Source organism: Bradyrhizobium sp. 147 (assembly GCF_023073935.1).
Lineage (GTDB): Bacteria > Pseudomonadota > Alphaproteobacteria > Rhizobiales > Xanthobacteraceae > Bradyrhizobium.
Genome location: NZ_JADPKL010000098.1, coordinates 46,016 through 68,799 on the forward strand (window position 1 = coordinate 46,016; position 22,784 = coordinate 68,799).

A 22,784-nucleotide genomic window follows, 5' to 3' on the forward strand; every position below is an offset into this window, starting at 1 on the left:
CAAGAATCGCCATGGCGAAAGCCAGGACGATTCTTGGGAGTGAGTTCAGGTCGCAATAGCGCTTGCCGCGATGTTCACCGTCAGCGCCAGCAACGCCGTGTTGTAGATGAACGACACGATGCCGTGCGCCGTCGCCGTGCGGCGGATGGTCTTGTCGGTGATGCCGACGTCGGAGACCTGCGCGGTCATGCCGATCACGAACGAGAAATAGACGAAATCCCAGTAATCGGCATGGTCTTCCTTGTCGCCGCTCGGAAACTGAAGGCCTCCTGCCGTACCGTGCCGATAATAATCGTGCGCGTAATGCAGCGCGAAGGTCGTGTGCACGGCAGCCCATGACAGTGCGATTGTGGTGATCGCGATCGTCAGCTCCATGACGCCGCGATGCGACGTGCCGAGCTCGGCAACGATCGCCGCGATGCTAGCGAAGGCGCCGGTCGCCGTCACCAGCAGAATGACGAAGCGGCCGTCGTCCTGCATCGCAGCGGCGCGACGAATGTGCTGGTGGTCATTGCACAGCATCATCGCATAGACCAGCACGAGGTAGACCGCGATCAGCGCGTCCCAGCCGAGCAAGAGCCGCGTCACCAGCCGGTGCGTGCCCGGCAGCAGCAGGCAGACGAGGATGCCGACAGCGAGCGCAACAAACGTTCGCGGCCGTGCATAAAGCAACCGCATCGGCCGCGACATCTGGCGGAAGCGGGCGAGGACGGGATCCTCTTTGCCGCCGGCGGCCATCGACGCGCGTCAGTTCTTCCGTTCGGCGACGAATCGCGCCGCGGCTTGCAGCACGGCAGCGCGGTCGCCGAAGATCGACACGGCGCTGTCGGCTCGCGCGAGCAGGTCGCGCACGCGCTGCTTGGCGCCTTCGATGCCGAGCTGGGTGACGAAGGTGGTCTTGCCAAGCGCGGCGTCCTGGCCCGAGGGCTTGCCGAGCGCTGCCGCATCGCCCTCGACGTCGAGCAGATCGTCGGCGATCTGGAAGGCTTCGCCGAGCGCACGGCCGTAATCGTCGAGCGCCTGATATTCCGCACTCGAGGCCTGGCCGAGGATCGCGCCGGCGATGCAGCCATAGCGCAGAAGCGCGCCCGTCTTCATCTGCTGCAAGCGCGCGACATCGACGGGCTCGCGGTCGCCGAAGCGGCCTTCGCCGGCGAGGTCGAGGATCTGGCCACCGACCATGCCGCCAATGCCGGCGCAGCGCGCCAGCGCCCGTGTCAGCAGCAGCCGCACATTGGCGTCGCGATGGATCTCGTCGCGGGTGATGATGTCGAAGGCGAGCGTCAACAGGCCGTCGCCGGCGAGGATCGCGGTGGCGTCATCGGTCTTCTTGTGCAGGGTGGGGCGGCCACGGCGCAGGTCCGAATTGTCCATCGCCGGCAGGTCGTCATGAATCAGCGAGTAGCAGTGGATGCATTCGAGCGCCGCGCCCGCGAGCAGCGCGGCTTCGCGCGGCACGCCGAACACGGCGGCGCTTTCGACCACCAGGAACGGCCGCAGACGCTTGCCGCCATTGAGGCTCGAATAGCGCATTGCGTCCATCAGTCGCTTGGGGCGAGCGATCTCATCGGGCAGGATGTCGTCCGACAACAGGTGCCTGAGCAGGGCTTCAGTGTCATCAGCGGTCTTGTCCAGACGTTTGGCGAAATCGGACGGGGACGTGCCGGTCATCAAGAAAGGCTCCAGAACAAAAATTCGGCGGGACAATCCTTTATGAGTCGGCCCCAGTCAATCGTTTGGAAGGCCTAAAAACTGCTGGAAAAGGCCCGAATTATCACAGACTTAATGGTCTAGCGCGTGGCCGCGTTTCATTTTGCGCCGGAAAGGTCGATTTGCGCATCGTCAAGATACTGCTGGTCGTGCTCGCGGTCGTGGCTCTCGCGCCCTATGTGATCGCGCCGTTTTACCGGACCGGCCATCCGGTTTCCACGCTGATAGCCTGGCGTTCGCTTCGGGGCGCGCCGATGCAGCGCCAATGGATCGATCTGGCGGCGATGTCGCCGTATCTGCCGCGGTCGGTGGTGGCCGCCGAGGACGCGCATTTCTGCAAGCATCACGGCATCGACTGGGGGGCGCTGCGCGAGGCGATCGATGACGCTCAGGAGGACGGTACGGCGTTCCGGGGCGCCTCCACCATCACCCAGCAGGTCGCAAAAAACCTGTTCCTCTGGCAGGGGCGGGACTTCGTCCGCAAGGCGCTGGAATTCCCCCTGGCGCTGTGGATCGACCTCGTCCTGCCCAAGCAGCGAATCCTGGAGATCTACCTCAACATCGCAGAACTCGGCCCGCAGGGGCAGTTTGGGGTCGAGGCGGCCAGCCTCTATGCCTTCGGCAAGTCGGCCGCCAGCCTCTCCTCTCGGGAAGCCGCCCTTCTGGCCTCGATCCTGCCCAATCCGGTCAAACGCAGTGCGCGGAGCCCCGGACCGGGTGTGAGGCGGCTGGCAGCAACCTATATGGCGCGGGGGCAGGCGAGCTCGCTTGCGACCTGCTGGCACGAAAATCGCTGATTCCGGGCCCATTCCGGGCGTATTTTCCGGTCCAAGAGCCTAGCTTTACCGCCAGCCTTCCTCTATAAGCGCGGCCTTGATCGGCATTCAGCTCGCCTCGTATTGCGGGTGCTGAGCCGTCCTTTCGCGGACGATGCCCTGATGACACCAATCCCTAGAGGATAATTGAAATGGCCGTTCCGAGAAGAAAAACCTCGCCGTCGCGCCGCGGCATGCGCCGCTCGGCCGACGCCATCAAGAAGCCGACCTATGTGGAAGACAAGGACTCCGGCGAGCTCCGTCGTCCGCACCATCTCGACCTCAAGACCGGCATGTACAAGGGTCGCCAGGTCCTGAAGAAGAAAGAATCCTGAGGGCAGGACCTTTCTTCGGGCGGGCCGATTGGCCTGCCTGATTTCGGCCACCCCATGAGATAGACGGGGAGGCGGCGGAGCAAATGCTTCGCCGCTGTATTATCCTGTCCGGATATCTTGATCGAGAAGGCATCTTGCCGATGGTCGGTTTCCCGCTACTTCTGATTCCGCTCGCGGTCTACAACATCATCGCCTTCCTGATGCCAACGGTGTCCTTTACGGACGTGCTGTTCAAGGTGCCGATGGTGTCCGGCGAGACTTGGCCGGTCACGCTTGCCGATCTGCTGCTCGCGCTCGGGGTGGTGCTGCTGCTGCTCGAGGTGGTCAAAGGCGCGCGGCCCGGCTCGAAATTCCTGATGGATCACCTGCTGTCGCTGATCGTGTTCGGCGCGGCCGCCGCCGAATTCGTGATGTGGCCCAAATTCGGCAATTCCACCTATTTCCTGCTTGTGCTGCTCGCGATGGCCGACTTCCTCGGTGGCATCGCCCAGCGCACGCGCCGTCGCGTCAGCTATGTCGCCGAGACGACGATGGCTGCGCCACGCAAGGCCAAGCGCCAGGCCGAAGCGGCGGCGGACGATGTGGCGTCCGAGCGCAAGTTCGAGCCGGTGATCGCGCCGCAGCCGGCACCGGTCGTGCCACCCGCACCGTCGGCGCAATCCGTCGCCGAATCCGTGCTGACGGATCATCCCGCGCCGAAGCCGGTGCAAAGCGCGCCCTCGCCGGAAATCCCCTCGCCGCATCTTCAGCCGGGCAACGGCACGCCGTCCTCGCCGGATACACCGCCGCGCTGATCAAGCCACCTGCCGTGTGCGCGCGCTGACGCTAGGCAGCGGGCGCTTGCTGCCATAGGCCATCTGCGCATCTTCGGACGAGGCGCGGCGCAGCCGGCTCGCCTGGGGCAATTGCTCGGCATTGGCGATCAGCTGGGTGACGAAGCTCGGATCGGGTCGCGGCAGCGGTGCCTTATGGACCCACTGCAACGTCGGCATTAGCGGCACGAGGGCCGTGCCAGTCCCATTGTCCCCTGCGTCCGCTCGATCAGTACTCAACATCGCAATCACCGTTAGTCCGGCGGGATTGTCGCGTTTCGGGACGCTGGCGCCGGTGCGTGCCATGTACTCGCAAGCCCTATGCCGGCCGGGCCGGATTGGTTCCCCGGTGCCGACAAACGTGGTTTCCAAATTGTTTATCAACTTTGCCTAGGGTCGGCGGCGAATCTGGCTCTATCCTGTGCCAGCTCAGGAACTTTTCCACTGTCCCGAAACGAGGCGACTTTGACCCCTGGATTGCCGCAAGCCTCCGACATCCTCGCCGCGCTCGGCCAGGCCGTGTTCGCCTGGGACATCGCCAGCGACGTCATCGTCTGGGGTGAGCAGGTCAGCGCCGTCTTCCCGGGCATTCCCGCCGAGCGGCTCGCCACCGGGGCCGAATTCGCCAAGCTGATCGAGCCTGCGCAATCGCTACGGAGCGCGGCGCTGGCGCAGACCTCTGCCGTGCACGGTGCCGGCGGCACGCCTTATCGGGTCGAGTACGGCGTGCGCATGAGCGCTTCCGATCCCGTGATCTTGGTCGAGGAGACCGGCCGCTGGTTTGCCGGTCCCGACGGCCGCCCCACGCGGGCGATCGGCTCCGTCCGCATCAACAACGAGCGTCATGCCCGCGACGAGGAATTGACGAAACTGGCCCGGCTCGATCCGCTCACCGGCGAGCTCAACCGCTCCCATCTGATCGCCTCACTGGCCGAGGCGATCGAGGAGACGACCCGCTTCCGCTCGACCGCAGCCTTCATGCTCGTCGGCATCGATCATCTCGCCCGCGTCAACGACGCCTTCGGCTTCGACGTTGCCGACGCGGTGATCCTTGACGTCGCCAAGCGCATTCGCGCGCGCTTGCGCGGCGGCGACGTGCTCGGTCGCTTCTCCGGCAACAAGTTCGGCCTGATCCTGAAGAATTGCACCGTCGACGACACGAACGTTGCCGCCGAGCGCTTCCTCGCCGGCATCCGCGACGAGGTGGTGCCGACCAAATCCGGCCCGGTCTCGGTCACCGCGTCGATCGGTGCGGTCAGCGTGCCGCGCTATGCCCGCACCACCGACGAGGCGGTCAACCGCGCCCATGAGACGCTCGATGCCGCAAAGCGACGCCGCGTCGGCTCGTTCGCCGCATGGCGCCCGGATCCCGCGCGCGACGCGCAGCGCCGCGTTAACATCCGCGTCACCGACGAGATCGTCACGGCGCTGAACGAGCGCCGCATCAAGCTCGCCTATGAGCCGGTGGTCTCGGCCTCCTCGCGCGAACGCGCGTTCCACGAGTGCCTGGTGCGGATGGACCAGGGCGACGGCCAGGTGCTGCTCGCACCCGACATCGTGCCGGTCGCCGAACGGCTCGGTCTGATTCGCCTCGTCGATCATCGCGTGCTCGAGCTCGTGGTCGCCGAGCTCGCGGCTGCACCCGACATCTGCCTCAGCCTCAACATCTCGCCTGATACGACCATGGATCCGGACTGGTGGGCGGGCATCGAGTCGCTGATGCTGGCTCATCCCGGCGTCGCCGAACGGCTGATCGTCGAGATCACCGAAACGGTCGCGATTCAGGACATCGATGACGTCCGCGGCTTTGTCACGCGGCTGAAGAATTTCGGCAGCCGCATTGCCATCGACGATTTTGGCGCCGGCTACACCTCGTTCAGGAACCTGCGCAAGCTCGGCGTCGACATCGTCAAGATCGACGGCGCCTTCGTTCAGAACGTCACGCGGTCCGCCGACGATCGCGCCTTCGTGCAGACCCTGATCGACCTCGCCCGCCGCCTCGACATCAAGACGGTCGCCGAATGGGTCCAGGACGAAGAGGCCGCAAGCATGCTGCGCGACTGGGGCTGCGACTACATCCAGGGCCGTCTGATCGGCCTCGCCTCAGCCGAGCGGCCATGGGGCGCACCGCCGGACAATGCGCTGCCTGCGGCTGGGTAGGTGTTTTCGTTTCGTCGCGCGGGGATCTCGCTTCACCTCTCATTTGTGGGAGAGGGTGGTACGTCAGGCAGTAAGTATAAACCTCCTCACGCCCCTTCGTCCAACGCCACCAGCTCACGCTTCTTGCGCAGCGCGGGCAACAGCGGTGCGATCAGCAGCACCATCGCCAGCGCAAGACACGCCGCCGAGATCGGCCGCTGCACGAAGGTCCAGAGGTCGCCCTGCGACAGGATCAGCGACTTGCGCAGATTGTTCTCCAGCATCGGTCCGAGCACGAAGGCGAGTACCAGTGGCGCGGGCTCGTAGCCGAGCTTGCGCATGAAATAGCCGATGATCCCGAACGCGATCATCACGTAAACGTCGAACACGTTGTTGCTGGAGCAGTAGACGCCCAGGATCGTGAACAGGATGATCAGGGGGAAGAGGATGTTATAGGGCAGCTTGAGCAGTTGCACCCACATGCCGATCATCGGCAGATTGAGGATCAGCAACATGACGTTGCCGATATACATGCTGGCGACGATGCCCCAGAACAGGCCGGGGTTTTGTGTGATCAGCAGCGGACCCGGTTGCAGGCCGTGGATGACGAACGCGCCGAGCAGCAGCGCCATCACCACGTTCGGAGGGATTCCCAAGGTCATCAGCGGAATGAACGCGCCCCCGGCCGCCGCATTGTTGGCGGACTCGGGGCCTGCGACGCCCTCGATCGCGCCTTGGCCGAACCGCTCCGGCGTTTTCGACAGCCGCTTCTCCAGTGCGTAAGACGCGAACGAGGCCACCACGGCGCCGCCACCCGGCAGGATGCCGAGCAGAAAGCCGAGCAGCGTACCGCGTGCTACGGGGCCGGCGCTCGCCTGCCAATCGGCCTTGTTGGGCAAGAGCTGCGTGATCTTGGTATTGATGATGTCGCGCTTGATCGCCTGCTCGGTGTTGAGCAGCACCTCGGCGACGCCGAACAGGCCCATCACGACGGGCACGAGGCCGATGCCGTCGATCAACTCCATGCGGCCGAAGGTCATTCGCGGCTGCGCCGTGATGCTGTCGAGGCCGATCAGGCCGAGCACGACGCCGATGCAGGCCATCAGCAGCGCCTTCGGCATCGAACCCTGGGTCAGGAAAGTGAGCACGACGAGGCCGAGCACCATCAGGCTGAAATACTCGGCCGGGCCAAAGGCGATGGCGATACTGGCAAGCCTCGGCGCCACCAGCATCAGCGCGATCAGCGCAAAGGTGCCGGCGATGAAGGAACCGAAGGCGGAGATGCCGAGCGCGGGGCCCGCGCGGCCCTGCTTCGCCATCTGGTGGCCGTCGATGCAGGTGACAACGGAGGCAGCTTCGCCGGGGATGTTGACCAGGATCGACGTGGTCGAGCCGCCATACATCGAGCCGTAATAGATGCCGGCCATCATGATGATGCCGGATTCCGGCGTGCCCGACAGCGTCACCGGCAACAGCAACGACATCGCCGAGATCGGCCCAATGCCCGGCAGCACGCCGACCAGCGTGCCGATGAAGACACCGATGAAGCAATAGAGCAGGTTGATCCCGGTCAGCGCAACGCCGAACCCGTGCGCGACATTGGCGAGCGTATCCATGCGATCAGCCGATCCCGAACAGGCCAGAGGGCAGCTGGATCAAGAGCAGGCGCTTGAGCACCCACCACATGCCGAGCGGAACAAGCACGGCGATCGGAATCGCCAGCGTCCAGCGCACGGGATCGATCAGGCGCAACAACAGCAGCATCAACGGGATCGACGACAACAGGAATCCCAGCGGCTCCAGTGCGAACGAGAACGCGGTGAGGCAGGCGATGACGAGAAGCGGCTTGCTCCAACGCACATTTTCCCACCGTGAGGCCAGCGTTGGCCCGCCCTCGGTGATTGCCGAGATGATGATGCTGGTTGCGAACACGCATATCAGGATGCCCGTGTAGAACAGCACGTAGCCGGAGCCGGGATCGTTGATGGTGCCGAGCTTGAGCTTCAGCCCCGACCAGATCACGAAGCCGCCGAGTGCGAGCCCGATCAACCCGCCCCAGAGTTCGGAGTTGCTGAGGCGGAGTTTGACATTGGTTTGGTTGTTCATCGCTTCTCTCTCAGCCGTTCCCCGGACGCTGCGCAGCACCAAGTGGTGCGCTGCAGATCCGGAGGTCCGGTGGTTCGTGGCAAGCTGGTCGGCTCTGCGGTGCATCGCTGCAGAAGCGCTGCACCGCGTCCGGGACACCGAAGCGGCTCAGTCTATTTCTTCGCCAACCCGAGTGTCTCGATCACCTTTCGCTCGGACTCCGTGACCTCGACAACGAACTTCTTGTAATCCTCGGTGTTCTTGTAGTTCGGCACCATGTCATATTTGGCGAGCGTTGCCACGACGGCCGGGTCTTCGACCGCCTTCTTGAACGCATCGTGCAGCTTGGCGACGATTTTCGGATCCATCCCCTTCGGGCCGGCGATGCCGAACGGGGAGTCGTAGACCATGGGATAGCCGAGCTCCTTCAGCGTCGGTACATCCGGGTAATTCGGCGAGCGGGCAGCGGTCCACACCATCAATAACCGCAGCTTGCCGGCGTCGACCAGCGGCCGCCATCCCGTGGAGTCTGCCTGAAGCATTGTATGCTGCCCCAGGACCGCGGCGTTGGTTTCCGCGCCGCCTTTGAACGGCACCTGGGTGAGCTTGATGCCGGACATCGCCGCGATCTGCTCCATGCCGATATGCAGCGAGGTGCCGGTGCCGGGCGTCGCGTAGGTCACCTTGCCCGGGTTCGCCTTGGCGAACTCCACCACGTCCTTCCAGCTCTTGAACTGGGACTCCGCGTTGGTGGTGACGCCGAAGGTATAGCCGGTGAGATGGATGATGTAGGTAAAATCCTTCGCCGGATCCCATGACACCTCCTGCATCAAGGGCAAGCGGAAGACGGTGATCGGGATCTGGGAGATGGTGTAGCCGTCCGGCCTCGCGGCCGCGGCCATGGTTGCAGGTCCCACCGTGCCGCCGCCGCCGGCCTTGTTGTCGATCACGACGGGCTGACCCAGGACCTTCGAAGCGCTGTCGGCGATCGCGCGCATCGAGATGTCAGTCGAACCACCGGCCGGCCAGGGCACGATCAGCGTAATCGGCTTGGTAGGATAGTCCTGCGCACTGGCAGCAGTGGAGAGCACTGCGCCTATGACCGCATGTATGGCGGCAAAGGCAATCGTCTTCAGCCCGGATCGCGACATAGAAACGCCTCCCTCGCAGCGGCCTCGCTCAAGCCGCCATCTCTCATTCTGTGGAGCGATTGTTCCCGAAATCACGAGAGAAGAAAAGCGCCATTGCGTCTGTGCCAGGCAAGGAGCGAGACGGCAATTCCGCCGGAAACCATCCATGCGACAATTGGTCGTTTGGCGGCGTGCCGAGATACGGAATTTGAGCGGGCGAAGCCGCTACGCCACGCGCCGGACTCCGCTCAGCCTCTCGATGATGCCGCCGACTTCGGCCGCCGGGCACGGCTTGCCGAAATAATAGCCCTGCACGGCGGTGCAGCCGCATTCGCGCACGAAGTCGAGTTGCTCCGCGGTTTCCACTCCCTCCGCCGTGGTCTCGACCCCGAGCACGGAGCCGAGGCTGGCGATGGTGCGGACGATGGCGACGCTTTCGGGGCTCTCGCCGAGGGTGCCGACGAAAGAGCGGTCGATCTTGATGCGATCGAACGGAAACTTGCGCAAATAGCTGAGCGAGGAATAGCCGACGCCGAAATCGTCGAGGCTGACCCGCACGCCGAGTGCGCGGAGCTGGTGCAGGATCTCGATCGTCGCCTCGCTGTCGTCGAGCAGAGCCGTCTCGGTGACCTCGAGCTCGAGCCGTTGTGGCGGCAGGCCGGCTTCCGCAAGTGCGCTCGTGACCATCGACACCAGGCCGCGCGAGCGGAACTGCACCGGCGACAGGTTTACCGCGATGGTGACCTCGGGCCAGGATGCAGCGGTCGCACAGGCGGTGCGCAGCACCCATTCGCCGATCGGGACGATCAGCCCGGTCTCTTCCGCGATCGGAATGAATTCGGCCGGCGAGACGAAGCCGCGCGAGGGATGCTTCCAGCGCAACAGCGCTTCGAAGCCGATCAGCTCGGAATTGTCGAGCCGCACCTGCGGCTGGAACACGAGATGGAATTCACGTGCTTCCAACGCGCCGCGCAGATCGTGCTCCAGCGCGTGCCGGCTGCGCGCCTCTTCTTCCATCTCGGGCGCGAACAGCTGATAGGCGCCGCGGCCCTTGGCCTTCGCCTGGTAGAGGGCGAGGTCGGCGCATTTCATCAGCTCGTCGGCATCGAGCCCGTGGTCGGGCGCGATCGCGATGCCGACGGAGACGCCGATATGGATCGACTGGTTTTCCAGCGGCGGGGGATGGCCGATAATCTGGACCAGGCGACGGGCGAGCGTTTCAGCCGATTGCGGCTGCGGTCCGCGTTGGAGCACGGCGAATTCGTCGCCGCCGAGCCGCGCGACGGTATCATGCTCGCCGACATTCTCCTTCAGCCGCGCCGCAGTCCAGCGCAGCAGGCGGTCGCCTGCCGCGTGGCCGAGGCGGTCGTTGACGGTCTTGAAATTATCAAGGTCGAAACACAGCACCGCCATCGCGCCGCCGGCGATCGCGACCTGGTTCAGCCCCTCGCTCATCTTCTCGCGGAACAGCGTGCGGTTGGGCAGGTCTGTCAGCGAATCGTGGCGTGCCATGTGCGCGACGCGGGCCTGGGCCTTGTGGCGCTCGGTGACGTCCTCATAGGTGACGGCCCAGCCGCCAAGCTCCATCCGCTTGTGATTGAGCTTGATGATGCGGCCGTCGCTCAAATGGCGGTGCAGCGTGTGCTCGCCCTCGCGCAGCCTCTCGACATAGTCGGCATAGAGCCGCGCGCCCGTGGTGTTCGGATGGATGCCGAGCTCGCAGCTGTGCTCCATGATCTCGCGCATCGAGACGCCCGGCTTCACGATCTCGGTCGAGAGGCCGTACATCTCGATATAGCGGCGGTTGCAGACGATGACGCGCAGACTCGAATCGAGCATGCACAGGCCCTGGCTCATGTTGTTCAATGCGGCGTCGAAACGTCGATACTGCTCGCTCAGCTCCTCGATGGCGCGCTCGCGTTCGGTGATGTCCTCGTAGGTGGCGACGAAGCCGCCATCGGGCAGCGCACAGTAGCGCATGGAGATCACGATCCCGTTGGACATGCGCCGTCGCATCGGCGAGGAATCGCGGTTCGCGATCCTCGCGCTGGCGACTTCCAGGAGTTGCTGCGGGCTGTATTCGGAAGCGAACGCGCCGTTCGCCATCGACCGCTCAATCAGCTCGGAAAGATGCGTGCCGGGCCGTGTCTCCTCGGGCGACAGCCGGTAGATCATGCAGTAGGTGCTGTTGCAGACGCGAAGCCGCATCTCGCTATCGTAGAAAGCGAGTCCGTGCGCCATGTTCTCCAGCGCCGCATCGAGGATGAAGTTCTGCTGCCTCAGTGCTTCCTCGTATTGCAACCGCTCGGTGACGTCCTCGTGCACCGTCACCCAGCCGCCGTCGGGAAGGAAGCGGGAAACCGCCTGCACCATCCGCCCGTCATAGCGCATCACCAGCAGGGTTTTCGCCTTCCTGGCGCGCACGTCCGCCAGCCTGGTGTGGTGGAACTCATCGGCTGACATGCCCGTCAGGTTGCCGCGCGACATCCAGTGCTCGATCACCGTGCTGTGCGAGATGCCCGGCTTCACGATTTCGGAGTCGAGATTGTAAAGGTCCAGGAACCGGTCGTTGCAGACGACGACGCGGCTGTCGGCATCGTACATGATGAGGCCGTGCGACGTGTTCGCGAGCGCGTGCTGGCTACGCTCCGTCTGCACGCGCAATTCCGCCTCGAGTCGGGCGAGACGACTGACGTCGTCGCAGATCGTCATCCAACCGCCGCCGGGGAGAGGCTTCAGCTCGAGCGCCATGACGAGGCCGCTGGCAAGCCGCTGTTCGGTGCGAAAGGGCTTGCCCCCTGCAATTTGCGTCATTCGCGCCGAGTAAAGCGTATCAATCTCGTGCTGCGGAAAGTTTCCGCGCGTCGCGCTGTGGGCAAGCACCTCGCGATAGCTCGTGCCCACCCGCACGATATCGGCCGACATGTCGAACAGCGTGAGGTAGCGCTGATTGACCAGCACGATCCGGTTGTGGGCATCGTAGACGCAGACGCCCTGCTCCATGTGGTCGAGCGCAAGCTGGCTGAGCGCAACCAGTGCCTCGGGGGCCTGTTCGCGGTGTGCACCATGCTCGTTCTCGCGGGTCGACGTCATGTGAGTCGTGGATCTCGGCGGGCGATAGAGCTAACGCGACGTAATTCAGCCGCCGAGGGTAGCGAAGAGGCCAGAAAATTCCCTTAAGCGCAGTAGTTTACGGAGAGTGACCGGTGATGCAGAGATGCGTGTGCACGGAGTATCACCGTCACCCTGAGGCGCCGGAGCATAGCGGAGATCTGGAAAGAGCGTCGGGCCGGCTGCATCGCGGCCGTTCATCCTTCGAGGCGCGCCGCGCTGCGCAAGGCGAGCACCTCCGAATGACGGGCCAGTGCGCAGCCTGCGGGCCTGCTCAAGGCCCGTACAGCACGAGTTCCGTGTCGGTGAGGTCGGCGAGCTGCGGCCGGTGCGGGCCCTTGAAATATTTGCGGCCGCGCCGTTCGGTGTAGAGGCCGACGAGGCCGGGAAGCGGGCCGTTGGAATCGACGGCCACCGCAATCTTGCCGAGCCGCAGCAACAGCCGGCCGATCCGGCCCGCGCAAGTGGCATATTCGGCGGTGTTGCGGCAGTAGATCAGCTTCATCGCAGGCGGCGCAATGAAGCCGCGGCGGATGCGCACCGGTTGCAGGATGAAGGGGAACGTTCCCTCCGGTGTGCGGCAGACGAGGCTGAGGCAATTGTAGCGCGCATGTCGTGTCAGCAACTCGGTCTCGGGTTCGCCAAGCCCCTGGATCGCCTTGGCGTGCGGCGAGATCACCTCGATCGTGCTCCAGCGCGGGGGGCGCGCCAGCGCAGGCACCGAGAAGAATATCCCGCAGCAATAGGCGCGAAAGCCCTGCGTCTCGATGATCGGCCAGGTCCACGGCGCCGGGCTGATGTTGAGATAAGTGACGTCCTTGTGCCGCTGCGCGATCTTGGTCAGCAGCGGCGCGTAATTGCGGTAGACCGGATCGACATACCAGCTCGACAAATTGCACTGGATGGCGGCCTCTTCGCCGTGCTGGCGCGCCGTGTAGATCAGCAGCAGTGCGCCGACCGGTATGCCGTCATCCTCGAGCATGTAGCCGAAGCGCGGATAGCCCTCCGGCACGGTCCGGAAAGCCTGCCGGCGCAGGCCCTGGATCCAATAGTCCCGCGAGCGGCCGATGAAGCCGCGCGTCAGCAGGTCCGCGATGGCTTCGACATCGGTCTCGGTGATTTCGCGGCATCGGACCTTGGTGTGGATCACGCTCGTCTTGCCCGTGGAAATGGTCAGCCTCGTGAGTTCCGTTAGCGCCAGCCTTCGCCGTGGGCCTCGGCCGCAACATGCGGCTGTAAGCCCAGGACGTCGCGCACCCTGGCTGGCCAGGAAGCGGTATCAATGCCGTGGGTGTGGAACAGGGCGACCGCGAGCCGGTCCATGCCGAAGGCAACGCAGCCGGTGTGGGCCGGCTCGCCATTGGCATCCTGAATGCCCCAGGTCGTGCCGAAATGCTCGCGGTGATAGTTGAAGCTCATGCAGGCGGTCGGCTGCTCCTCCGAGCGCAGCGGGATCAGGAGCTCGAACTTCAGCTGCTGCTGCTTCTGGCTCACCGCCTTCATCTGGCCGACGCGGCCGAAGAAAGGATCGCTGGCGTAGTCGACGCGGAAGGTCAGGCCGAGGTCGCGGGCGATCGCCTGCGCGCGCACCATCCAGCGCTCGCGGAAGTCGGCGACGTCGTCGGGGCTGCCGATACAGACATATTCGCGCATCCGGAACGATTGCAGGCGGTCGAGATGCTTTGACGGCTCGCGGCGGAAGCAATCGGCGGCGACGTCGAAGCGCAGGCCGTCCTTCGGCAGTTGGCCTCGGCTTGCTGCGATCGGGTAGACGGGATAGCAGGCGGCTGGCGACAGCACGAGGTCGGCCGGGGAGAGCGATGAGGTCCAGTCGCCACCCGCATCGAAGCGGCTCACCGCAGCGTTGATCTCGCGTTCGGTGCCGTGCAGGCCGCAGACGCAGCCGAGCAGGTTCGGAAAGCTCTTGAGGTAGCCGGATTTCTCCAGCTGAGCCCGGCTCATCACCGGCGGAAAGCGCATCACCTCGGTTCCGGCCTCGCGATGGCCAGTGATCAGCGTGGCGAGCTTCTCGACGATGCCCTCGTAGAGCGCGGTGCGGGCGTAGACCCCGTCCGAGCCCATGCGGTGGAATAGCTTGTCGGTGAGATGATCGAGCGGATCGATGATCTCCGGTGCGGTCGCGGGCGAATTGGGGAGGACGGCAATGTTCATGGAGTTGATGTCCTGCTATCTCAAAATTGTTCTTGTTGGTTCAGTCGCCAAGGCTAGTCGGTCATGAAGGCACGTCAGTCACGAAGGCTCAATGGAACGCCGCTCATCAGCGTCGATGTCGCGGCGTTGGCGAGAATACGGTCATTGTTGATCATGATCGGCGACGACAGAACGTCCCGCAGGTGGCGGCCCATGGTGAACTCACCGTCGTTGCGGTAGCCGGAAAGGCCCGCGGTACGCATCGCATGCATCACGGTCTCCACCGCGAGCTCGGAGGCCTGCACCTTCAAAAGCGTGATCGAGGATTGGAAGTCGAGCGAGCTCAGCGCGCGCTCGTCATGCTCGGCGCCGGCGAAGGCGTCGATGTTGGCAGCGATCAGCGCGCGCAGCTTTGTGAGCGACATCTTCGCGGCGGTGAAATGCGCCGCGGCCGGCGGCATTTGTCCGCCGGAGCTGCGGGCCACCTTGCGGATGAAGGCCTGCGCACGGGTCACCGCGGCGGCGGCAATGCCAGCCCAAGCGGACGACCAGCATAGATGCGCGAACGGCGTCATGGTCTGGGCGTGGATCTTGTCATAGGATTCCGGGAAAACGCGGTCGGCGGGGCAATCGACCTTCAGCTCGAAACCGGTCGAGCAGGTGCCGCGCATGCCGAGCGTTTCCCAACCCAGCGTCCGCTTCAGCGAATAATCGCCCTTGGCGAGTGCCAGCAGCACTTGGTCGGAAGCGGCAGCGTCGGTGGCGCGGCGGGCGATGGTGACGAGACCGTCGGCTTCGGCGCCGTAGGAGATCACGGTCGCATCGCGTACTAGCGACACGATGTCGCCGGCGTGATCGACGGCGGCGGCGCTGGCGCGGATGTTGCCGCCGTTCTGTCCTTCGGTGGTGGAGGAGGCGAGCAGCCACTGGTCTCGCGCGACCCGGCGCATCATGGTTTCCATCCAGGGGATGCCGTGGCCGTGCCTGACGAGGCAGGCAACCTTGGTCTGGTGCATCGCGTAGATCATCGCGGTGGAAGCGCAGGCGCGCCCGAGCGTGTAGCAGATGTCGGTGACGTCGTAGATCGAGGCGCCAAAGCCGCCGAACTCGACCGGGATCATGACGCCAAGCAGTTTCTGCTCGCGCGCGACCTCGAAAGCCGTGTGGGGGAAGCGGGCGTCGCGATCGACCTCGTCTGCGTCGGCCGCTGCGGCAGCGGCTGTCCGGGCGGCACGCTCGATCAGGGAGGGGCCCTGCTCGAGAAAGCTCGTCTGCGTTTCGTCGACAGTGAGGACTGCTTCACGCACGTTCATGCTCGTCCGCCTCCGGTTCGCCGTTCGAGATCGCCGCCATCATTCGCGATGCCGCCGGCGATCCTCCGACCATCTTTGCTTGTGAGACGAGGCTACGGATTTAATTCAAATTCGTCGATGAAATAGAGGGTAAACAAAGCCCAATTCCGAACGAACAGTTAAGGTCAGGTTGTTGGAGGGGGCCGAAATTCCGTGGACCCGTTAGGGTTCTGGAAGAGCCCCCGAATTTTAGTCAATTTGAGTCATCGTTTACTAAGAAGGACGAAGTAATCCTCGTGCCCATTGCGGGACCGACTGGCCGTGTCCATCGTAGCCGGCAGTCCGGTCCGCCTCCGATAGATAGATGGGAATTTGCCGATGCAGGCTTTCGATACCGACATGCGCAATCGCATCATCAAGCTGGTGAAGGGCATCCTCGAACAGAACTCGCTCACGGCGGACATCACGCCGTCGGCGAAGCTCGTCGATGTCGGCCTGGCCTCGATGGACATGGTCAATCTGATGCTCGGCGTCGAGGCCGAATTCGACTTCACCATCCCGCAAGCCGAAATCACGCCGGAGAATTTCCAAACCGTCGAGACGCTGGAGCGGATGATCGCAGCTCAGCTGCAGCCGGCGAACGCAGCTTAGGTTGAACCACTGAGGTCGTTCCGGCGAAAGCCAAGACCCATTTCCCCCAGGGAGCAGTTTTGCGAAGACCGGTCGTTCGGGACAAAGACCGTTCGCAACCGATAGACCTCGCGGTATGGGCCCGCTTCGCCAAGACGACACACCGATGGCGTGGCGATAGCGCCCGCTTCCTGACCACACTACCACCCCGTTCCAAATCTGCCGCAAAACTGGCATAGCTTGACCATGTCGCACGTGGCGGATGGGATGGAGCAGGCATGACGCAGGCGGTATTGGGCATCATCGGCGGTTCCGGCATCTATGATCTGCCCGGCCTAGAGGGTGCGCGCGAAGCGGCGATCAAGAGCCCCTGGGGCGAGCCGTCAGCGCCCCTGCGCCGCGGCACTATGGCGGGCCTGCCGGTCGTGTTCCTGCCGCGGCACGACAAGGGCCACCGATTGTCGCCCTCCGACATCAACTATCGCGCCAATATCGACGTTCTGAAGCGGGCTGGCGTCACCGACCTGATCTCGCTGTCGGCCTGCGGCTCCTTTAGGGAGGAACTTGCGCCCGGCACCTTCGTGCTGGTCGATCAGTTCGTCGACCGCACCCACAAGCGCGAGAGCTCGTTCTTCGGCCGCGGCTGCGTCGCCCATGTCTCGATGGCCCATCCGGTCTCGCCACGGCTGCGAATCCATCTTGCCGCAGCGGCCGAAGCCGAGGAAATCGCAATCGCGCGTAGCGGCACCTATGTCTGCATGGAGGGGCCGCAATTCTCCACTTACGCGGAGAGCATGACCTACAAAACGTTGGGCTATTCCGTGATCGGCATGACCAACATGCCCGAGGCCAAGCTCGCGCGGGAAGCCGAGATTTGCTATGCCACCGTTGCGATGGTGACGGATTTCGACTGCTGGCATCCCGACCACGATGCCGTGACCGTGCAGGACATTATCCGTGTGCTGAATTCGAACGCCGACAAGGCCAAGGCGCTGGTGGCACGGCTGGCAAAGGATTTTCCGCGCGAGCATGAGCCGTGCCCGATCGGCTCGGATCGCGCGCTCGACACCGCCCTGATCACGGCGCCCGAGGCCCGCGATCCCGAGCTTTTGAAGAAACTCGATGCGGTGGCGGGGCGTATCCTGCGCGGTTGAGACGAAAGGCAGAATGCCATGAAGGTCGACGGCAAGCATTTTCGCAGCATCTGGCGCGAGCGCGACGGCTGGTCGGTCGGCGCGATCGACCAGCGCAGGTTGCCCCACGAGTTCGTTGTTGCGGAGCTGACGTCATGCGAGGAGGCGGCGGTCGCCATCCGCGACATGCTGGTGCGCGGCGCGCCGCTGATTGGCGCCACCGCCGCTTACGGCATGGCGCTCGCGATGCGCGAGGACGCCTCCGACGCCGGCCTGAAGCGTGCCTATGACACGCTGGTCGTGGCGCGGCCGACCGCGATTAATCTGAAATGGGCGCTGGACGAGATGCGCGCGACGCTCGCACCGATCGATCCGGTTGAACGGGCGGAGGCGGCCTACGCGCGCGCCGACGAGATCGTCGAGCAGGACGTCGAGATCAACCGCGGCATTGCCGGCAATGGCCTGAAGCTGATCGCGGCGATCGCGGCGAAGAAGCCGGGCGATACGGTCAACGTCCTCACTCATTGCAACGCCGGCTGGCTCGCGACCGTCGATTGGGGCACAGCGACGGCGCCGGTCTATCTTGCGCATGAGCGCGGCCTCAAGATCCATGTCTGGGTCGACGAGACCCGCCCGCGCAATCAGGGCGCCGCGCTCACGGCTTGGGAGCTCGGCCATCACGGCGTGCCGCACACGGTGATCCCGGACAATACCGGTGGCCATCTGATGCAGCACGGCATGGTCGATCTCGCTATCGTCGGCACCGACCGCGTCGCCGCCAACGGCGACGTCTGCAACAAGATCGGCACCTATCTGAAGGCGCTCGCCGCGCACGACAACGGTGTGCCGTTCTACGTCGCGCTGCCGTCGCCGACGATCGATTTCGCCATCCATGACGGCATCCGTGACATCCCGATCGAGCAGCGCAGTGGCTCTGAGGTCACCGACATGACCGGTCGCACCGCGGACGGGAGGCTGGAGACGGTGCGCATCGTGCCGGAGGGCTCCCCGGTCGCGAACTATGCTTTCGATGTGACGCCGGCGCGCCTCGTGACCGGCCTCATCACCGAGCGCGGCGTGCTGAAGCCCGACCGTGCCGCGCTCGCGGCCGCGTTTCCGGAGCGGATCGCGGCCGCTGCAGAATAGGTTGGACTAGCAGAGCTTCAACCCCGTCGCGACCTCGAGCTCGGCGATGGCCTGGACCCCGCTGGTGACCTTGATCGTGGTCATGCCCATCTCGCGAGCCGGCTTGAGATTGACGCCGAGATCGTCGAGATAAACGCAATTGTTGGGATCAACCTTCAGCGTCTGGAGCATCAGCCGGTAGATGCGTGGATCGGGCTTGCGCAGGCCGATTTTGGCGGACTCGATGACGTGATCGAACAGTGCCATCACCTCGGCAATGTAGAGCGTGCGTCCCGTCAGGCTGCTGATGGCGTTGGCCGGGAGGTTGTTGGTGATGCAGCCGGTCTTGAATTGCGCCTTGATGCGCTTCAGCGCCTCGACCATCTCGGGACGCAGCTCGCCCTGGAGCAGCGGCAGCACGTCGCGCCCGCGCACCTCTGCGCCAAGCGCACGTGATTCCTCGGCGAACAAAAGATCGAACGTGTCGATATCCACCTCGGCGCGTTCAAACTTGGCCCAGGCATTTTCCAGATGGTTGGCGGCATTGGTGCGCCGTATGATGTCGATGGGCAGGCCACGCTCGGTCTCGAAGCGGGCGAACGCCTCGAACGGTGAGCTCGTCAACACGCCGCCAAAATCAAAGATCACAGCCTCGATCGTCAAGGTCCTGTCCTCGTCAATTCAGTGCCAGGATGGCTGACAAGACGGCTAGCACGCGCTATCGGCAAGGGCCAGCCTGAAGCAAACTCCGCCCTTGACCGAACCGCCTGCCGAAACGTGTTCCCATGAAGACAATTGCGACATTCATCACTGCCATTTTGCTGCTCGCCACGCCTGCTCACGCCATCGTTGGCGGCGGCACGCCGCAAGCGGAGGGTGTCGCCCGCGCCATCGTCACCATCGTCGGCTCGCGCGGCAATTTTTGCACCGGGAGCCTGATCGCACCGAAGCTGGTGCTGACGGTCGCTCACTGCGTGCAGCCCGGCGCGGACTACAAGATCGTCGATCGCGGCGGCGACGGCCAGCCGCAATTGCTGAACGTCCGTTCTGTCGCGATCCATCCGAATTTCAACATGCAGGCAATGCAGGCGCATCGGGCGACTGCCGACGTGGCACTGCTGCAACTGGAAATTCCACTGAAGGGAAAATCGACGGTGCCGGTCGGTGCACCGGATATTCCAATCCGCGTCGGCAGCCGCTTTACCATCGCCGGCATCGGCGTCACAGTTCGCGGTGATGGCAAGAGCGGTGGCATTACGCGTTTCGCTGCGCTGGTCGCCACCGGCCAGCCCGGCACGCTCCAGATTCGGCTGGTCGATCCCGTAACCAACGGTGTTCGTGACGGAATCGGCGCCTGTACCGGCGATTCCGGCGGACCGGTGTTCGAGGACAAGCCGAAGGGTGCCGTGCTCGTTGGCGTCGTCAGTTGGTCGACCGGGCCGAACGGCGCCGCAGGTTGCGGCGGGTTGACCGGGGTCACTCCGCTCACGCTCTACCGGGACTGGATCTTGCAGACCGCACGGAGCTGGGGTGCGGCACTGTGATTTGACCGCGACCGGATCTATGTCATGTTGAAACGGAAGCGCGATGGGCGACACTGCCTGTCGCGGAGGAAACGCGCCGTCCAGTCAAGGCCGGCCACGAAAAACGAGCAAGGCAACAAGCAACAATGAATGTCGCTGTTCGCGGTCACACCGCTACCAAGCAAGCTTCCGAACATTTCGACGTGCTGATCGTCGGCGCCGGCATCTCCGGCATCGGCAGCGCCTATCATCTCACCAAGCAGCTTCCGGGCACGAGCTTCGTCATTCTGGAGACGCAGGCGAGCTTCGGCGGCACCTGGATCACACATCGCTATCCCGGCATCCGTTCGGATAGCGATCTCCACACCTTCGGCTATCGCTTCAAGCCCTGGGTCGGACCGCCGATCGCGACCGCCGAAGAGATCCTCGCCTACATGAACGAGGTGATCGAAGAGAACGATCTCGCGAAGCACATTTGCTACAAGCACAAGATCAGTTCCGCGAGCTGGTCGAGCGAGCAAAATCTCTGGACCATCGAGGCGGTCACGACCGACACCGGCGAGCCGAAGACCTTCACCGCGAACTTCCTCTGGATGTGCCAGGGCTATTACCGGCATTCGGAGGGTTACACGCCGGAATGGAAGGGGATGGACCGGTTCAAGGGCCGCATCGTCCATCCGCAGACATGGCCCGACGACGTCGATCTCACGGGCAAGAAGGTGATCGTGATCGGCTCCGGCGCGACCGCGGCAACACTCGTTCCGAACATCGCGGACAAGTGCGCGCATGTCACGATGCTGCAGCGCTCGCCGACCTATTTCCGGCTCGGTCGCAACGCCATCGAGATTGCGGAGGAGCTGCGCAGGCTTCAAGTCGACGAGGAGTGGATTCATGAGATCGTCCGGCGCAAGATCCTGTTCGAGCAGGATGCATTCACCAAGCTTTGCGTCTCCAAGCCGGAGCAGGTGAAGAAGGAGCTGATCGGTCAAATCAGCGCGGTCCTCGGCCCCGACTACGACGTCGAGACCCATTTCACGCCAAAGTACCGGCCGTGGCGGCAGCGCATCGCCTTCGTGCCGGATGCCGATCTGTTCAAGGGGATTGCCAGCGGCAAGGCCTCGGTCGTTACCGACGAGATCGAGTGCTTCGTCGAGAACGGCATCCAGCTCAAATCCGGCAAGCTGCTCGAAGCCGACGTCATCGTCACCGCGACCGGCTTCAACCTCGCCGCCCTGGGCGACATCGCCTTCGAGATCGACGGCAAGCCGCTCGCCTTCGGCGACACCGTCACCTATCGCGGCATGATGTTCACGGGCGTGCCGAACATGGTCTGGGTGTTCGGCTATTTCCGCGCGAGCTGGACGCTGCGCGTCGACCTGGTCGCCGATTTCGTCTGTCGGCTGCTCAGCCATATGAAGGGCAAGGGCGCAAAGAAGGTCGAGGTGAGATTGCGCCCCGAAGACCACAACATGCCGATCCTGCCCTGGATCGATCCGGAAAACTTCAACCCCGGATACATGATACGCAATATGGACCTGTTGCCGAAGCGCGGCGACAAGCCAGAATGGCAGCACAGTCAGGACTACTGGACCGAGAAGGACGAGATTCCGAAGACGGACCTGGACGATGCGGCGTTTGTGTATGGGTGAGGAGATTGCGAGAGCAACGGCAACGCCACAATCGTAAAGCCGTATAGGCGCGCCGGGCATCGGCGGTCACAGACGCACGTCACACGATCGGCCATGAATGTAAGCGGCCTTCCATCGGGCGTGCCGCGGCTAAGTGGAAGGGTCTGGCTTGGTGGCCAACGAGCGAGCCAGTTGCTCGCGCCGGAGCGTCACGGCAACTCGCCGGGCATTCTGGCCGAGATTAGTCTTAGTCGGAGCAGCCGCGGCGACCTTCCTTCAGGAAGGATAACGAAGAGATCACCGCTTCTGCTGCTCAGGCTTGCGCGGCGGTCGCGGCGCCACGGGCGTTCCCGCCATCTTGCTGGCGGTCTCGCTGACGTCGAGCAGCGAACGGCGGATGTCCTCGAGGTAGCTTGCCGACTTCTTCTTCATGGTGTCGGCCAGCTCGTGCAGTCCCTGTATCTTCTCGAACAGCTCGTCGGCCTTGCCGTCGACGAAGCCGGGCACCACGCCCTCGATCTTCGTGACCGCCTTGTCGAAGCCCGCGAAGGCGCTGTCGACCTTCGCCATGACGGAGTCGATCTCGCCGCCCTTGCCCCTGAGATCGGCGGTGTAGTTCTCGAATGTGCGCAGGCCCTCCTTGATCGCAGGGGCGTTGCTCACGATCGTACGGTCGACGCTGTGCAGGGCATCGACGATGGACTCGGCGTCACTGAGATCGGCGGTCAGTATGGGAATGCCGTCCACGTCCAGGGGCACCGGCGGCGCGGAGGGGGCACCCCCGATCAGCGAGATCGCGGCAACGCCCGTGAGACCCTGGAACTCGATGCCTGCGACGGTGTCCTTGCGGATCGGTGCGGTGTTGTCGAGCATCACCAGCGCCACGATCCTGCCGGGACTGTCCAGCTTGATCGACAGGATCTGGCCCGCAGGCACACCGTCGAAATTGACCGGCCCGCCGCGACGCAGTCCGCTGGCGGAGCCGCCTTCGAACACCACGCGCAACTGGCTGCGACTTTGGATGGTGCGCCATTTCTGCACGCCGAGCAGGCCGCCGAACGCCACGGCGATCGCCGCCAGCGTCGCCGTTCCGATCACGAGATTGCTCGCGCGTGCCATGCAGGGACGATTTTACGGCCAAAGCGGAGAAGTTGGAAGCAGCCCG

Annotated in this window: 21 protein-coding genes; 9 read left to right on the forward strand and 12 right to left on the reverse strand. The window is 64.1% G+C overall.

What is annotated here, in order from left to right; all coding sequences use genetic code 11:
• Positions 1-45: 45 nt before the first annotated feature.
• Positions 46-738: a DUF1345 domain-containing protein gene (locus IVA87_RS25540; RefSeq protein WP_247303668.1), complete on the reverse strand. Its 693-nt coding sequence runs from the start codon at positions 736-738 to the stop codon at positions 46-48.
• A 9-nt stretch (positions 739-747) separates the two neighbouring features.
• Entirely contained in the window at positions 748-1,671 is a 924-nt protein-coding gene (locus IVA87_RS25545; RefSeq protein ID WP_247303666.1) for a polyprenyl synthetase family protein, read from the reverse strand.
• 161 nt (positions 1,672-1,832) lie between these two features.
• Here IVA87_RS25545 and mtgA point away from each other — a divergent pair, with 161 nt between their 5' ends.
• The 3 genes from mtgA (at position 1,833) to IVA87_RS25560 (ending at position 3,654) form a co-directional block, all read left to right on the forward strand.
• Positions 1,833-2,507, forward strand: a complete 675-nt coding sequence (gene mtgA / locus IVA87_RS25550; protein ID WP_247303664.1) for a monofunctional biosynthetic peptidoglycan transglycosylase — start codon at positions 1,833-1,835, stop codon at positions 2,505-2,507.
• Positions 2,508-2,677: 170 nt separating this feature from the next.
• Positions 2,678-2,860, forward strand: coding sequence for a 50S ribosomal protein L32 (rpmF, locus tag IVA87_RS25555; RefSeq protein WP_007598106.1), 183 nt, complete (start codon positions 2,678-2,680; stop codon positions 2,858-2,860).
• 140 nt (positions 2,861-3,000) lie between these two features.
• A complete protein-coding gene (locus IVA87_RS25560) occupies positions 3,001-3,654 on the forward strand; it encodes a hypothetical protein (protein ID WP_247303953.1) in 654 nt (217 codons plus the stop codon).
• Here IVA87_RS25560 and IVA87_RS25565 read toward each other — a convergent pair whose 3' ends face one another.
• Positions 3,655-3,915: a hypothetical protein gene (locus IVA87_RS25565; RefSeq protein WP_247282053.1), complete on the reverse strand. Its 261-nt coding sequence runs from the start codon at positions 3,913-3,915 to the stop codon at positions 3,655-3,657.
• A gap of 222 nt (positions 3,916-4,137) precedes the next feature.
• Here IVA87_RS25565 and IVA87_RS25570 point away from each other — a divergent pair, with 222 nt between their 5' ends.
• The gene (locus tag IVA87_RS25570) at positions 4,138-5,832 is read left to right on the forward strand and encodes a GGDEF domain-containing phosphodiesterase (RefSeq protein WP_247335635.1); all 1,695 of its coding nucleotides are present in this window, start codon (positions 4,138-4,140) and stop codon (positions 5,830-5,832) included.
• Between the two features lie 86 nt (positions 5,833-5,918).
• Here IVA87_RS25570 and IVA87_RS25575 read toward each other — a convergent pair whose 3' ends face one another.
• The 7 genes from IVA87_RS25575 to IVA87_RS25605 all read right to left on the reverse strand — a co-directional run bounded on the left by IVA87_RS25575 (position 5,919) and on the right by IVA87_RS25605 (position 15,601).
• Entirely contained in the window at positions 5,919-7,427 is a 1,509-nt protein-coding gene (locus tag IVA87_RS25575) for a tripartite tricarboxylate transporter permease (RefSeq protein WP_247303661.1), read from the reverse strand.
• Positions 7,428-7,431: 4 nt separating this feature from the next.
• Complete coding sequence (locus IVA87_RS25580; protein WP_247303660.1) at positions 7,432-7,917, reverse strand: tripartite tricarboxylate transporter TctB family protein; 486 nt, start codon at positions 7,915-7,917, stop codon at positions 7,432-7,434.
• Between the two features lie 152 nt (positions 7,918-8,069).
• The gene (locus IVA87_RS25585; RefSeq protein WP_247335637.1) at positions 8,070-9,047 is read right to left on the reverse strand and encodes a tripartite tricarboxylate transporter substrate binding protein; all 978 of its coding nucleotides are present in this window, start codon (positions 9,045-9,047) and stop codon (positions 8,070-8,072) included.
• Between the two features lie 204 nt (positions 9,048-9,251).
• Positions 9,252-12,119 (reverse strand): PAS-domain containing protein, encoded by a 2,868-nt coding sequence (locus tag IVA87_RS25590; protein ID WP_247335639.1) that lies wholly within the window; start codon positions 12,117-12,119, stop codon positions 9,252-9,254.
• Positions 12,120-12,411: 292 nt separating this feature from the next.
• On the reverse strand, positions 12,412-13,287 hold the full coding sequence (locus IVA87_RS25595) for an acyl-CoA acyltransferase (protein ID WP_247335642.1): 876 nt from the start codon (positions 13,285-13,287) through the stop codon (positions 12,412-12,414).
• Between the two features lie 41 nt (positions 13,288-13,328).
• Complete coding sequence (locus IVA87_RS25600; RefSeq protein WP_247335645.1) at positions 13,329-14,309, reverse strand: amino acid--[acyl-carrier-protein] ligase; 981 nt, start codon at positions 14,307-14,309, stop codon at positions 13,329-13,331.
• A 74-nt stretch (positions 14,310-14,383) separates the two neighbouring features.
• On the reverse strand, positions 14,384-15,601 hold the full coding sequence (locus tag IVA87_RS25605) for an acyl-CoA dehydrogenase family protein (protein WP_247303655.1): 1,218 nt from the start codon (positions 15,599-15,601) through the stop codon (positions 14,384-14,386).
• Between the two features lie 357 nt (positions 15,602-15,958).
• On the opposite strand from IVA87_RS25605, the gene IVA87_RS25610 reads away from it, so the two are divergent.
• The 3 genes from IVA87_RS25610 (at position 15,959) to mtnA (ending at position 18,489) form a co-directional block, all read left to right on the forward strand.
• Positions 15,959-16,231: a phosphopantetheine-binding protein gene (locus IVA87_RS25610; protein WP_247303654.1), complete on the forward strand. Its 273-nt coding sequence runs from the start codon at positions 15,959-15,961 to the stop codon at positions 16,229-16,231.
• A 257-nt stretch (positions 16,232-16,488) separates the two neighbouring features.
• Positions 16,489-17,364, forward strand: coding sequence for an S-methyl-5'-thioadenosine phosphorylase (locus IVA87_RS25615; protein ID WP_247335648.1), 876 nt, complete (start codon positions 16,489-16,491; stop codon positions 17,362-17,364).
• 18 nt (positions 17,365-17,382) lie between these two features.
• The gene (mtnA, locus tag IVA87_RS25620; protein ID WP_247335650.1) at positions 17,383-18,489 is read left to right on the forward strand and encodes an S-methyl-5-thioribose-1-phosphate isomerase; all 1,107 of its coding nucleotides are present in this window, start codon (positions 17,383-17,385) and stop codon (positions 18,487-18,489) included.
• A gap of 6 nt (positions 18,490-18,495) precedes the next feature.
• Here mtnA and IVA87_RS25625 read toward each other — a convergent pair whose 3' ends face one another.
• On the reverse strand, positions 18,496-19,131 hold the full coding sequence (locus IVA87_RS25625; protein ID WP_247303649.1) for an HAD-IA family hydrolase: 636 nt from the start codon (positions 19,129-19,131) through the stop codon (positions 18,496-18,498).
• Between the two features lie 122 nt (positions 19,132-19,253).
• Between IVA87_RS25625 and IVA87_RS25630 the strand changes: the two genes are divergently transcribed.
• A complete protein-coding gene (locus IVA87_RS25630; protein WP_247303646.1) occupies positions 19,254-20,012 on the forward strand; it encodes a trypsin-like serine protease in 759 nt (252 codons plus the stop codon).
• 125 nt (positions 20,013-20,137) lie between these two features.
• Complete coding sequence (locus IVA87_RS25635; RefSeq protein WP_247303645.1) at positions 20,138-21,640, forward strand: NAD(P)/FAD-dependent oxidoreductase; 1,503 nt, start codon at positions 20,138-20,140, stop codon at positions 21,638-21,640.
• 276 nt (positions 21,641-21,916) lie between these two features.
• On the opposite strand, the gene IVA87_RS25640 is transcribed toward IVA87_RS25635, so the two are convergent.
• Positions 21,917-22,738, reverse strand: a complete 822-nt coding sequence (locus IVA87_RS25640) for an MlaD family protein (RefSeq protein WP_247303644.1) — start codon at positions 22,736-22,738, stop codon at positions 21,917-21,919.
• Positions 22,739-22,784: the final 46 nt, after the last annotated feature.